Raw genomic sequence first — 12,872 nt, forward strand, 5'->3', positions numbered from 1 at the left:
CCATTGTTCAAATTTTTCTTCTTTAGAAGAAAAATCTTCCAATTAGCGTTTCAACGAGCTGGGAGATATGCTCGCCAGCTGTTGTAGTTTGTTTTCCCCCACCTAAAGAGGAAGGGGACATCTTAAAGCTCGTTATAATTAAAAAGTTTTTTTCTTTTTCAAAGATTAATATGGCTGTATTTCAAAGGTAATTTATATATCCTTTATATTATGCTCCATTTTATTTCACAGCGGTAGAAATCTTGTTGAACTTTTGCTATAATATAGTAATTGAGTGTACGATGGGAGAGTAATGTCGGGATTTTGATATATATTGGAGGAGGAATACATATGCAGGATGGTTTTAGCATAGAAGAACTTAAAATTAGACTCCAAAACAGCAAGTATAAGCTCACCCACCAAAGACAGGATGTGTTGGAGGTTTTTCTCAACAGATCCGGTGAGCATCTTAGTGCAGAGGAAGTACATCGTATTCTGCGGGATAAGGGATATGATATTGGTCTGGCTACGGTTTATCGTACTCTTGAATTGATGTGCAGCCCGGAAATGGGGATTCTGCAAAAAATGGAATTTGGTGAAAAGCGTGCCAGATATGAGCTGAAGCAGTTTGAGCCAAATGCTCATCAGCATCATCATCTCATTTGCAAAAACTGTGACAAGGTCATAGAGTTCTCTGAGGATATGCTGGAGGGGCTTGAAGAAAAAATAACCAAGAAGTGTAAATTCCGTATATTGGATCATCAGGTTATATTCTATGGTTATTGCCAGGAGTGTGCCAAAAAGTTTGAAAATTAAGGATTTTAAATTGAACAGTGATGACCAGGTGGTGGTAAAGGTAGTCCGTGAGGTACTCAATCTTTTTAAGATTGAGACGGGATGTCCGGAAGGCTACGACTGGGATTTGCTGGATATAGAAAATAATCTGCAGCCAGGGGCTGTGCCGGTGGTGGAGACTGTTATTGACATGGTTGCCACAGATGGTGAAAGGGTGCATATCAGTCAGACCAGCACCGGTCGACAGGATGAAAGATTTGCAGCAGGTAAGCACCGGCTTATTAAGCTGAATCTTTATCAGCTGCTTAGAAAGCAGTTTGGTTTTGAGGCGGCTCCCTGGGGGATACTACATGGGGTGCGGCCTACCAAGATTGTTCACCGCCTGTTGGATAGTGGATTGTCCCGGGAACAGGTAATCGAAAGGCTGCTTTTGGATTATGAGGCCAGTGAGGAGAAGGCTGTTACCATTGTGGATATGGCTATTCGCCAGCAGCCTTTTTTGGCAAAGACTGACCAGCGGACAATTAGTATATATGTGGGGATTCCATTTTGTCTCAGCAGATGCCTTTATTGCTCATTTCCTGCCAATCTCCTTCCCAAGAATGAAGAGCTTGACAGGTTTATGACGGTTTTTTATAAGGATCTGGAGGCTGTCAGGGAAGCTGTGGCAGAATATGGCTTTAAGGTGCAATCCATATATGTGGGGGGAGGTACACCCACCAGCCTGCCGGACAGGTATTTTCGTGAGATGCTTACGGCTGTACGGGATGCTTTCTTTGGTGAGCATACTGTTGAGTTTACCGTGGAGGCAGGGAGGCCGGACAGCATGACTCCTGATAAGATTCGGACTATGGTGGATATGAAGGTCACCAGGGTGAGTGCCAATCCTCAGACCATGCAGCAGCGCACCCTGAAGCGCATCGGCAGGAACCATACTCCGGAGGCCATTGTCACCATGTTTGGTGATTTGCGGGCCGCAGGTATTCCTGAAATAAATATGGATCTCATCATTGGCCTTCCTGGTGAAGGGGTGGCCGATATTGAAGATACTATGAAAAAGATAGTGGCTCTTGGCCCTGATGATATTACCCTGCATTCCCTGGCCCTTAAAAGAGGGTCAAGGCTAAAGATGAATCTGGAGGATTATGAGCTTCCTGATGACAGCACCTGCAGGGCAATGTTCAGAAAGGCCATGGACTATATAGATAAGGCTGGCATGAAGCCGTATTACCTGTATCGTCAGGGATATATGAGTGGCCAGCTGGAAAATGTTGGCTGCTGCCGCGAGGGAGCGGAGAGCATGTACAATATTCAGATAATGGAGGAGCACCAGACAATATTGGGTATTGGTGGTGCTGCTACCAGCAAGATAGTTAATTTTCGCGAAAAGAGGTTGAAATCGGCCTTTAATGCCAAGGATCTGATTACTTACCTCAGGGATATTGATATTTACATTGATAAAAGGGCATCACTGCTGGCAGAGGCCTATGGTGAGCCTGTATGATTAATACCTTGCTTCTTATGAGGCAAAGGAGGTTTTGTATAATATGTTGACAAATGCTCCAAGGGGCACGAAGGATATTTTGCCGGATACTGTTGAGGACTGGCTTTTTGTGGAGGAACATATCCGTTCCCTGTGCAGACGCTTTGGCTACCAGGAAATCAGGACACCCATGTTTGAGCACACTGAGCTGTTTCAGCGCGGCATAGGTGAAGGCACGGATGTAGTTGACAAGGAGATGTATACTTTTAATGACAGGGGTGACAGAAGTATTACCCTGCGTCCGGAGAATACAGCCTCTGCTGTCCGTGCTTATCTGCAGAACAAGCTCTATGCTGATAGTTCCCTGACCAAGCTGTTTTATATCGGGTCCATGTTCCGGTATGACCGACCTCAGGCCGGGCGTATGCGGGAGTTCCACCAGTTCGGGGTGGAGGCCATAGGTGAATCCAATCCTGCTGTGGATGCCGAGATTATCCTTTTGGCAATGAAGCTGCTGCAGGGCTTGGGACTGAACGACCTGGAGCTGTATATAAATTCTGTGGGCTGTCCGAATTGCCGTGCAAAGTATCGTACCATGCTGCAGGATTTCTTCCGTGACAAGCTGGATGATCTTTGTGAGGACTGCAGGAGCAGATTTGAGCGGGCCCCAATGAGAATTCTTGACTGCAAGAAGGATGCGGCTAAGTCATATATGTCAGAGGCTCCTAAAATCACTGATTGTCTCTGTGATGAGTGCAGCGACCACTTTCAGAAGCTGCAGAAGCATCTTACCGGGGCCGGGGTGAAATATTCCCTGGATTCCAGACTGGTCCGTGGCCTTGATTACTATACCAAAACGGCCTTTGAGATAAAGTACCCGCCATTGGGTGCACAAAGTGCTGTGGCCGGTGGTGGCCGCTACGATGGCCTTATTGAGGAGATGGGAGGCAATCCTACTCCTGCCGTGGGCTTTGCCACAGGGCTGGAAAGGGTGCTCTTGGCATTGGAGAAACAGGGACTGCTGCCGGACAAAAACCGCAGTGTTGATGTATATGTGGTTGCGCTGGGTGAGGCGGCTCAGGAGGAAGCCTTCAGGCTGGTTATGGAGCTTCGTGATGCAGGCTTCAGCGCAGCGGTGGATTATGCCGGGCGCAGTATGAAGGCGCAGATGAAGCAGGCCAATAAGCTGGGAGCAAAATATGCGGCCATTATGGGCGAGGATGAGCTCGCTGAGGGAGTGGTAATGCTTCGTGATATGGCCGGCAGTGAACAGGAAAAGGTTCCTTTCGGTGAGCTTCTTGGCAGGCTGAAATGAAATCGGCAGGGGCTCTGTACTCCAGAAATTTGAATCTGGTTTATCCGGGGATATGGGTATTTGCCCGGATCGCGGATAAAATGAGATAAACAGCAATTTAATTTTTATGAGGTGAATAATTAATATGGATACTTTGGAAGGTTTGAAGCGTTCTCATCACTGTGGTGAACTGCGTAAGGATAACGTTGGCAGTGAGGTAGTGCTCTGTGGTTGGGCATCCCGTCGCCGCGATCATGGTGGTTTGATTTTTATTGATTTCCGTGACCGTTCCGGACTGGTTCAGATCGTATTTGATGAGGCTGCTATTGGTGAGGAGTCTTTCCACAAGGCTGAGACTATCCGCAGTGAGTTTGTTCTGGCTGTAAGGGGTAATGTCCGTGCCCGCAGCGAGGAGACCATCAATCCAAACATGGAGACCGGTGAAATAGAGGTAGTGGTTTCAGAGCTTCGTATCCTCAACAAGGCCAAGACACCTCCATTCTATATTCAGGATGGTATCGAGGTGGATGAGATGCTTCGCCTGAAGTACCGTTATCTTGACTTGCGTCGTCCGGAGATGCAGAAATGTCTGATGCTCCGCCATCGTGTGACCAAGGTTATGCGTGATTACTTTGACAGAAACGGATTCTTGGAGATTGAGACTCCAATGCTCTGTAAGTCCACTCCTGAGGGAGCCCGTGACTTCTTGGTGCCAAGCCGTCTCAACCCTGGTGAATTCTACGCTCTGCCACAGTCTCCACAGATTTATAAGCAGATTCTCATGCTTTCCGGCTTCGAAAAATATTTCCAGATCGTACGCTGCTTCCGCGATGAGGACCTGCGTGCTGACCGTCAGCCTGAGTTTACTCAGCTGGATATCGAAATGTCCTTTATCGATCAGGAGACTATCCTGACCATGATGGAAGGCATGATGGGTGAGATTTTTGAGAAGGCTCTTGATACCAAGATTCCTGCGCCTTTCTTGCGCATGACCTGGGATGAGGCCATGGACCGCTTCGGTTCTGATAAGCCTGACCTTCGTTTTGGTATGGAGCTCATGGATATTTCCGAATATGTTAAGGGTTCTGATTTCAAGGTATTTGCTTCTGTACTGGAAAACGGCGGACAGGTAAAGGTCATCAATGTAGAGGATTATGCCAATATTCCACGCCGTGAGCTGGATGGCCTGGTACAGTATGTTCAGGGCTATGGGGCCAAGGGACTGGCCTGGATTCAGTACACTGAGGAGGGGATCAAATCCCCGTTCAAGAAGTTCTATTCTGACGAAACCTTTGAGGAAATCAAGAAGGCAACTGGTGCCAAGACCGGCGATTTGCTGTTAGTTATTGCTGATAAGCCATTGGTAGTTGCTCAGGCTCTTGGCGAGCTTCGTCTTGAGATGGCCCGTCGTCGTGGCCTCATTGACCCAGATAAGCTGAGCTTCCTCTGGGTTGTTGATTTCCCAATGTTTGAGTACAGCGAAGAGGACAAGCGTTGGAAGGCCATGCATCATCCGTTCACTGCACCTCGTGATGAGGATATCCAGTATCTTACTACCGATCCTGGCAAGGTTAAGGCCATTGCTTATGATATGGTTCTCAATGGCGTTGAGATCGGTGGCGGTTCTCTGCGTATTTATCAGAACGAGCTGCAGGAGAAGGTATTTGAGGCTATTGGCCTGACTCCGGAGGCTGCTCATGACAAGTTCGGCTTTATGCTGGATGCCTTTAAGTATGGTGCGCCACCTCACGGTGGACTGGCATTTGGTCTTGACCGTCTCGTTATGCTCATGGCCAAGAGAAAGTCTATCCGTGATGTCATTGCCTTCCCGAAGACTCAGAGTGCATCTGATGTTATGAGCCAGGCTCCTTCTGAAGTTGATGAGAAACAGCTCAGGGAATTGTCAATCCGTACTCATGTAAAGAAAAAGAACAAGGAAGATTAATTCTTGTGATGCAATAAAAAGTTAAGGGACTGGCTATCAGCGGTCCCTTTTACTTGTTCATATATGATCTCCGGTTGCGCCGGGGCTTAATTTTGCAAAACAGGTATGAATATCAGGAGGCATACAATGTCATTGGAAAAGGTAGACATTATCGGTGTAAAGGTTAATTCACTGACAATGGGTGAGGCTGTAGACAGGATAGGGGAATTTATAAAAAATGGAAAAAGCTCCCTTGTTGCTACGGCAAATGCTGAAATGATAATGAGGGCCACCTATGATCAGGAGCTACAGGATATTTTGAACGCTGCGGATCTAGTCGTGCCGGATGGTGCCGGTACCGTATGGGCCGCAAATTATCTCGGTCATCCAATGCCGGAGCGAGTAGCCGGGTATGATTTGGCTCAGGAGCTCATGAAGGAGGCTCCTGCCAAGGGCTACAGAATATATTTTTTTGGTTCGGCTCCCCAGGTGGCAGATATGGCCAAGAAAAAGGCCGAGGAATGGTATCCCGGAATTAAGATAGTGGGAACACGCAATGGATTCTTTACGGCAGAGGACGAACCGGGCATTATAGCAGATATAAAGGCTGCCAAGCCGGATATTTTGCTGGTAGCCCTGGGAGTTCCCAAGCAGGAAAAGTGGCTTTATGCCCATCTAAAGGATTTGGCGGTTCCGGTATCCATCGGGGTAGGTGGTTCTTTTGATGTAATGGCGGGAATTGTTCAGCGGGCCCCTAAATGGATGCAGAAGGCAAAGCTGGAATGGCTTTTCCGTGGACTGAAGCAGCCCAGCAGGATTGGCAGGCTGATGGCACTGCCTAAATTTGTGTTCAAGGTTATGGGCAGCAAAAAATAATAAGTCGATATTGTATTATTTTGCCTATGGTAAAATTTGAACAATGGCTGTATAATTTAATTTGTTATTTATCAGGTGAAATTTGTCTTACGATTTTCCCCTGTATGTTATAGAATTACTATTGTGGAGGTGCTGATGGTGAATCGTATTCCTCTGGTCAGTGATGGATATATTTTTATATTCGGTGCTTTGGCCCTGGCCGTTGTCCTGGCATTTGCCTTTGGACCATTGGGTGCAGTAGCCCCGGTTATTTTAGCATGTTATTTTACATATTTTTTTCGCAATCCAAAGCGTAAAATTCCCGAAGATCCATGTCTGATTGTTTCACCGGCAGATGGTACCGTTCAGGATGTTGTCGACCTTGAAGATGATGAGTTTATAAAGGGACCATGTACCAAGGTTATCATATTTTTGTCAGTGTTTAATGTTCATGTCAACCGCAGTCCTATTGAAGGTGAAATAAAATGCCAGAAATATGTCTGTGGCCGTTTCCGCCCGGCATACAAGGATGAGGTGGGCTTTGAAAATGAGCGTCACATGCTGGGAATAGAAAATGACCGTCTGAAGGTCACTGTGACTCAGATAGCCGGTATTTTGGCCCGCAGGATAGTTTCCTGGGTTACCCTGGATGACAGGATGGAAAAGGGACAGGTCTATGGACTGATCCGATTTGGTTCCTGTACAGAAATCGTTATGCCAAAGGATGTGGAGGTCCTTGTAACAAAAGGTGATAAAGTGCGTGGCGGCGAGACCGTTGTGGGGAGGATAAAGGACTGATGAATAAATCGCTTATTCCAAATGGATTGACTTCAATGAATCTGGTATTTGGTATGTGTTCTATCATATCAACATTTAACGGCTGTCTTTCCGTTGGTGCAATTTGTATTTTGTTGGCCTTGGTAGCTGATGGCCTCGATGGCAGGTCCGCCAGGGCACTCAATGTAAGCAGTGAGATTGGCAAGGAAATGGATTCTCTTTGTGACCTCGTTTCCTTTGGTGCGGCACCGGCTATGTTGGCCTACAAGCTGCAGCTGGCTGATTTTGGTATATTTGGTGGCGTGGCAGCAATATTTTTTGCCCTTTGTGGCATGTGGCGCCTGGCCCGTTTTAATGTTAATACCACAGTGGTTCACGGATATTTTATGGGACTGGCTATACCAGCCGGTGGGTGTCTTATTGCTACTTCCACCTTGCTTATTAATGCTGTGGGCTATAACCTGGATGAAATATCCTATGCCTACCCGGTGATTGTAATGGTGGTTGCCTATCTCATGGTCAGCACTGTTCATTACCCTGATTTTAAGGGGGATGGCGAGCGGATGAATATTTTGGCCAAGCTGGTTGCAGCTGTGATTTTTGTGCTCATACTGTGGCTGGGGCGTGATGGAATTGGCTACGCTGTATTGTTTGGCATCTTTGCAGCCTACGCTGTTTTTGGTATAGTAAATCATGGCTTAAATCTGCTTTCTGGTGGAAAGTAAGATTTTCGGATACACTTTTCTTAAAGGAGAAGCAACTAAATGTTTTATCCACTTGATATAATAATGATTCCATTACAGATTTTTCTGTTTTGCTTCACTATATATTTCTTTATTATTGGATTTTTTGGTCTGGTGGTCTTCAAGGAAAAGAAAATCACCACACCGGAGAAGAAATTTGCCTGTCTGATTGCTGCGCATAATGAACAGGCTGTTGTAGCCCATCTGGTGAAAAATCTTCAGGAAATGGATTATCCTAAAGAGCTGTACGATATATATGTTATTGCTGATAACTGTACCGATGAGACAGCCAGGGTTTCCCGGGAGGCGGGTGCCATAGTATGTGAGCGTTTTGATCCTGAGAGGAAAACCAAGGGCTATGCCCTTGACTGGATGTTTGCAAAGCTGTTTGATATGGAAAAGGATATGGACAGACCTTACGATGCTGTCTGTATTTTTGATGCTGATAATCTGGTGCATCCTCGGTTCCTGATTGAAATGAACCATCACCTCATGAAGGGTGCCAAGATCGTTCAGGGCTTTTTGGATGCCAAGAATCCATATGATTCCTGGGTTTCTGCTACTTTTGCCCTGTCGTTTTGGGTAATTGATTACCTTATTCATCAGGCCAAGACAAATTTGGGCTTGTCTGCCGTATTGGGTGGCACAGGCATGTGTATTACAACGGAAGTTCTGAAACGCCATGGCTGGCGCGCAAACTGTCTGGTAGAGGATATGGAATTCACCATGAAATCACTGGTGGAGGGGATAAAGACCACCTGGGCAGTGGATGCTATTATTTATGACGAAAAACCATTGACCTTTATGCAGTCCTGGTATCAGAGAAAACGCTGGGCCCAGGGGCAGTTCGATGTGGCGCATCGTTTTATTCCAAAGCTGCTTAAGGAAGGCATCAAACAGCGCAGTATCCCGATATTGGATGGCTGCCTGTACCTGATACAACCATATTTCCTCATATTTACGGCATTTTTCATTATCATGGGTTACATACAGCAGATATATGGGCAGCAGATATATACCAGTATTTACGCCTTTATGCCGTCCCACCTGATGACAGCTATTACGATCATTCAGTATATTCTGCCGATGATAATTCTCATCAAGATGAGGGCCAAGTGGAAGGCCTGGCTTTATATACCTCTTTATCAGGTGTTTATTTACTCCTGGCTGCCGATCGTATTTTTGGGCTGGATCCACCGCAATGAGCATGAATGGGCACATACCAAGCATACGCAGGCGGTCAGCTATGACCAGTTTATCGGTGGAAGAAAATGACTGTCTTACCCCTTTATTGCTGTTGCACTGAAGGGGTTTCTTGATGTTTTGAGGAAGGTGTATATATGTTTGAAATTCATGTTGAGGCGGAGTTTGAAGCTGCTCACCGCATTGTTGGATATAATGGAAAATGCAATAGACTACATGGTCACAGCTGGACTGTGGAGGTGGCTGCCACCGGCAGGAAGCTGGATGAGCTGGGAATGCTGGTAGATTTTAAGGTGGTCAAGGGAAGGCTCAGGGATTTGCTGGAGACACTGGATCATCAGTTTCTCAACGAATTGCCGGCCTTTGCTGGAGGCAATAATCCTACGGCTGAGCATCTTGCCCAGTATGTATTTGAAGAAATGGCCAAGGCTGATTTCTTCGATGATAATGTTAAACTGAAGTATGTACAGGTATGGGAGTCCCCGAAATCATCGGTGATCTATACATTGGATTGAGGAATTAGTTTAATGGATGCAAATATTATTGAAATCTTTTCCTCTGTACAGGGGGAAGGGCGGTATGTTGGATGCCGTCAGCTGTTTGTACGGTTTGAAGGATGCAATCTGTCCTGCAGCTATTGTGATACTGAAAATGCACCGGGGACTCATCCTTTGTGTTCAATAGAAACTGCTCCCGGGTCACGGAAGTTTTCCGAGGCCATAAATCCCCTTTCACCTGCGGAGGTGGCAGCGTATATCAACAGGTTTAACAGTGAAGTGCCGCATCAGGCCATCAGCTTTACCGGTGGAGAGCCTTTATTGCAGTCGGCCTTTTTGCAGGAGCTCCTGCCTATGGTGGACAACAGGATAATGCTGGAAACTAATGGAACTTTGCCCGACAGGCTGGCAAAAATCATTGATATGGTGGATATTATCAGCATGGATATTAAGCTGCCGCAGGCTACTGGGACTCCTCATTGGGAGGAACACCGGCATTTTTTGGAGTTGGCAGCTGCCAGGGATGTATATGTCAAACTGGTGATTTCCGGTGATATTAATATGGATGATTTTCAGAAGGCAGTAAATCTGGTTGCTGAGGTGGATCCTAATATTCTTTTGATCCTGCAGCCGGTAACCCCACTGAATGGGGCAGTGCCCGCAGAGCCGGATGTAATGCTTGAATTGCAGCAGCAGGCCCTGGAAACCTTAAGGGATGTTAGAATAATACCCCAGACTCATCGGATGATGAATCAGCTGTAAGGGAGGCTTTGATGTTGAAAGAACATAATATGTTTGATAACATTTCAGTTTTGTTGCAGGATGTGGCAGATTTAGTTCACAAGGATTTTGGCTGGTGGATGGTATTTTGGATTTTGGGCTGTTCTACCCAGGTGATCAAATGGGCCCATGAGGGCAAGGTTGATCTGGTAATGAGCATGGCTTTTGCCGGCCTGCTGGCAGCCCTGTTTCTTACATTTATTACAAGATGGCTATTTGTCCCAAAGGCATCACAGGTGATACGCTATGGCCTTGCTGTCATTATGTTTGTTGCTTTTGTAATAGAGGGCTTTGTGCTTTATCAGTATAATGCCTTGCTGGGAATTGGTACCATCAATTCCCTCTTTGAGACCAATCCCAAGGAGGCAGTAGAATTCCTTAGGACCTTTGTGGGACTCAGCGGAGGTTTTTTGGCGCTGCTGTTGATTGCGATGCTGTACCTGACAGTGAAATACAAGCCATGGAAAAAGGCACAGGTGGATGTGCTTTCCCAAAAGGTGTTGTCGGGAATTGTGGGCTCAGTAGCTGTGGCCTACGCGGTATACATGTGCATAGCCTATCCGGGTATCATGTTTGGCGGAGATTCCCTGACACCTGTTACCAGACTTATGGGAGCGGTGAATACGGCCTGGAAAAACCATGTCGCTTATCAGGAGCTTCAGGCCAAGCTGGATGCTAATATTGAGCTGACCAGAAATGATGGCAAAATTACCAATATTGTATTTATCCTGGGAGAATCAACCAACAGAAACCATATGCACCTGTATGGCTACAATATCCCGGATACTCCAAATCTTGACGAGCTGAACAAAAAAGGTGAGATTGTATATTTCAGGGATGTTGTAAGTGCACATTCCACCACGGTGGCTTCCCTGAGCAAGATATTTACCTTCTGTAACCACGAGGCGGACAAGCCATGGTATGAATATCATAATCTCATTGATATAATGAATACTGCCGGCTACAAGACGCATTGGCTTTCAAATCAGGAAAGCTCAGGTATCTGGGGAAATGTGGCGCAGATTTATGCAGCACACAGTGATGTGAGCCATTTCACTCAGATCAGGGACTCCAAGGAGGATGAGGGTCGTGTAGATGGTGAGCTGTTCCCGTTGGTGGACAATGCAATAGCCGAGGATGACGATAACAAGAATTTTTATGTCATTCATCTTATGGGAGCACATCTGGCTTATTACAACAGGTATCCTTATGAGTTTACCAAGTTCTCTGAAAAGGACATTCCTACTGACAATACTGATGATCAGAAGCGGGTCATTGCCCAATATGATAATGCCATATATTACAATGATTATATAGTCAGCGGTATTATTGACAAATTCCGGGAAACCAATTCAGATACCATCGTTATTTATCTGCCTGACCATGGTGAAGCAGTGTATGATGAAGGTGGCATCAATGGCCATATTGAGGAAAATCCGAGCCGGCACATGATTGAGGTCCCGTTGGTTATGTGGGTATCAGAAAAATTCAAGCAGAATCATCCTGAAAAATGGCAGATGATGCAGGAGGCCGTATCCAATCCATATATGACAGATGATATGATTCATACTGTATTGGATATAGCTGATATTTATACCAAGGAATTTAATCCTGCCAGGAGCATAATAAATTATTCCTTTGACAGATCCCGGCCAAGATTTTTTGACAACAGGGATTATGACAAGGAAATCCTTGCCGGAATTGAATAACCGAACGACAGAGGGGGAGCATGGCTCCCTCTTTTTTTGTGTTTGGCAGGAATATCCGTTTTCATAGGGTGTGTTTTGGGGATGGACATTATTTTATGTGAAGATTAAGATTTGATTAAAAAATTAAACTTGCGTTAGAATTGCCTGTCATATCTAAACAAATCATGGTTTTTAGAGTAAAATTATAGACAAAGAGGGAATAATATGGATTAAGTTAGGCAAGCTGTTCTTCTGTATTTTGTTCCATCGGTTGCTTTGGTATAATTTTTTTGGTCTCGGGAGGTGCTCCAATGGACAAAATTCAATATAAAAAAGAACAGGAGCTTGAGACTATAGCTGAAATGATAAATATATATTGCAGGGATATTCATAAAACTGATGGGACTAACTTATGTCCTGAATGTCAGGATATGCTGGACTATGTGAAAAAGAGGATTGCTCTTTGTCCACGGGGGGGAGAAGCGGTATCATGTGGGAACTGTAAAACTCATTGCTATGCTCCCAAGAGGCGTCAGAAAATGAGGGCGATCATGAATTACAGCGCTTCGAAGATGCTGCTTGATTCGCCAATAATGGCAATCCGTAACAAGATAGCTCAATGGTTTCTGTTGTAGTTGGCGGAAAAAGCCGAAAAAAGAGGGTTTTATCAAATTTGTGGTTTACAATGGCTTTGTAATGTGATAGACTAAAGACAAATAGTGAGGTAATTTTTGGAAGAGTGGGTGCAAACCCGCTCTTTTGTCTTATGTTTAAAATTTACAATCATCGCTATGCGGATATCAAAAGGGGGAATGTGAATGAGCAGAGTGATTGAGGATACTGTAGAAGAAATT

At 45.5% G+C, this 12,872-nt stretch carries 12 protein-coding genes; all 12 read left to right on the plus strand.

Translation table 11 applies throughout. The features are described 5' to 3' along the window. The first annotated feature begins 330 nt into the window (after positions 1-330). The 12 genes from K6C05_RS09285 (at position 331) to K6C05_RS09340 (ending at position 12,653) form a co-directional block, all read left to right on the plus strand. Positions 331-795 carry a transcriptional repressor gene (locus K6C05_RS09285; protein WP_296733981.1) on the plus strand — a complete coding sequence of 155 codons (465 nt, stop codon included), beginning with the start codon at positions 331-333 and terminating at the stop codon, positions 793-795. Continuing rightward, a complete protein-coding gene (hemZ, locus tag K6C05_RS09290; RefSeq protein WP_296733983.1) occupies positions 785-2,278 on the plus strand; it encodes a coproporphyrinogen dehydrogenase HemZ in 1,494 nt (497 codons plus the stop codon). Before K6C05_RS09285 ends, hemZ begins: the two co-directional genes overlap by 11 nt. 43 nt (positions 2,279-2,321) lie before the next feature. Next, entirely contained in the window at positions 2,322-3,572 is a 1,251-nt protein-coding gene (gene hisS, locus K6C05_RS09295; protein WP_296733985.1) for a histidine--tRNA ligase, read from the plus strand. Between the two features lie 124 nt (positions 3,573-3,696). After that, positions 3,697-5,496, plus strand: coding sequence for an aspartate--tRNA ligase (gene aspS, locus K6C05_RS09300; protein WP_296733986.1), 1,800 nt, complete (start codon positions 3,697-3,699; stop codon positions 5,494-5,496). 126 nt (positions 5,497-5,622) lie between these two features. Continuing rightward, the gene (locus K6C05_RS09305) at positions 5,623-6,351 is read left to right on the plus strand and encodes a WecB/TagA/CpsF family glycosyltransferase (protein ID WP_296733989.1); all 729 of its coding nucleotides are present in this window, start codon (positions 5,623-5,625) and stop codon (positions 6,349-6,351) included. Between the two features lie 135 nt (positions 6,352-6,486). Continuing rightward, positions 6,487-7,128 carry a phosphatidylserine decarboxylase family protein gene (locus K6C05_RS09310; RefSeq protein ID WP_296733991.1) on the plus strand — a complete coding sequence of 214 codons (642 nt, stop codon included), beginning with the start codon at positions 6,487-6,489 and terminating at the stop codon, positions 7,126-7,128. Next, positions 7,128-7,832, plus strand: coding sequence for a CDP-diacylglycerol--serine O-phosphatidyltransferase (gene pssA, locus K6C05_RS09315; protein ID WP_296733992.1), 705 nt, complete (start codon positions 7,128-7,130; stop codon positions 7,830-7,832). The genes K6C05_RS09310 and pssA overlap by 1 nt, the downstream gene beginning before the upstream one ends. 39 nt (positions 7,833-7,871) lie before the next feature. Beyond that, the gene (locus K6C05_RS09320) at positions 7,872-9,125 is read left to right on the plus strand and encodes a glycosyltransferase family 2 protein (protein ID WP_296733994.1); all 1,254 of its coding nucleotides are present in this window, start codon (positions 7,872-7,874) and stop codon (positions 9,123-9,125) included. A 65-nt stretch (positions 9,126-9,190) separates the two neighbouring features. Next, a complete protein-coding gene (queD, locus tag K6C05_RS09325; protein WP_296733996.1) occupies positions 9,191-9,568 on the plus strand; it encodes a 6-carboxytetrahydropterin synthase QueD in 378 nt (125 codons plus the stop codon). Positions 9,569-9,580: 12 nt separating this feature from the next. Continuing rightward, a complete protein-coding gene (locus K6C05_RS09330) occupies positions 9,581-10,312 on the plus strand; it encodes a 7-carboxy-7-deazaguanine synthase QueE (protein WP_296733998.1) in 732 nt (243 codons plus the stop codon). An 11-nt stretch (positions 10,313-10,323) separates the two neighbouring features. Continuing rightward, positions 10,324-12,039: a phosphoethanolamine transferase gene (locus K6C05_RS09335; protein ID WP_296734001.1), complete on the plus strand. Its 1,716-nt coding sequence runs from the start codon at positions 10,324-10,326 to the stop codon at positions 12,037-12,039. A 290-nt stretch (positions 12,040-12,329) separates the two neighbouring features. Then, positions 12,330-12,653 carry a nitrous oxide-stimulated promoter family protein gene (locus tag K6C05_RS09340; protein WP_296734003.1) on the plus strand — a complete coding sequence of 108 codons (324 nt, stop codon included), beginning with the start codon at positions 12,330-12,332 and terminating at the stop codon, positions 12,651-12,653. The last annotated feature ends 219 nt before the right edge of the window (positions 12,654-12,872 follow it).

This window comes from Anaerovibrio sp., from assembly GCF_024697385.1.
Classification (GTDB): Bacteria; Bacillota; Negativicutes; order Selenomonadales; family Selenomonadaceae; genus Anaerovibrio.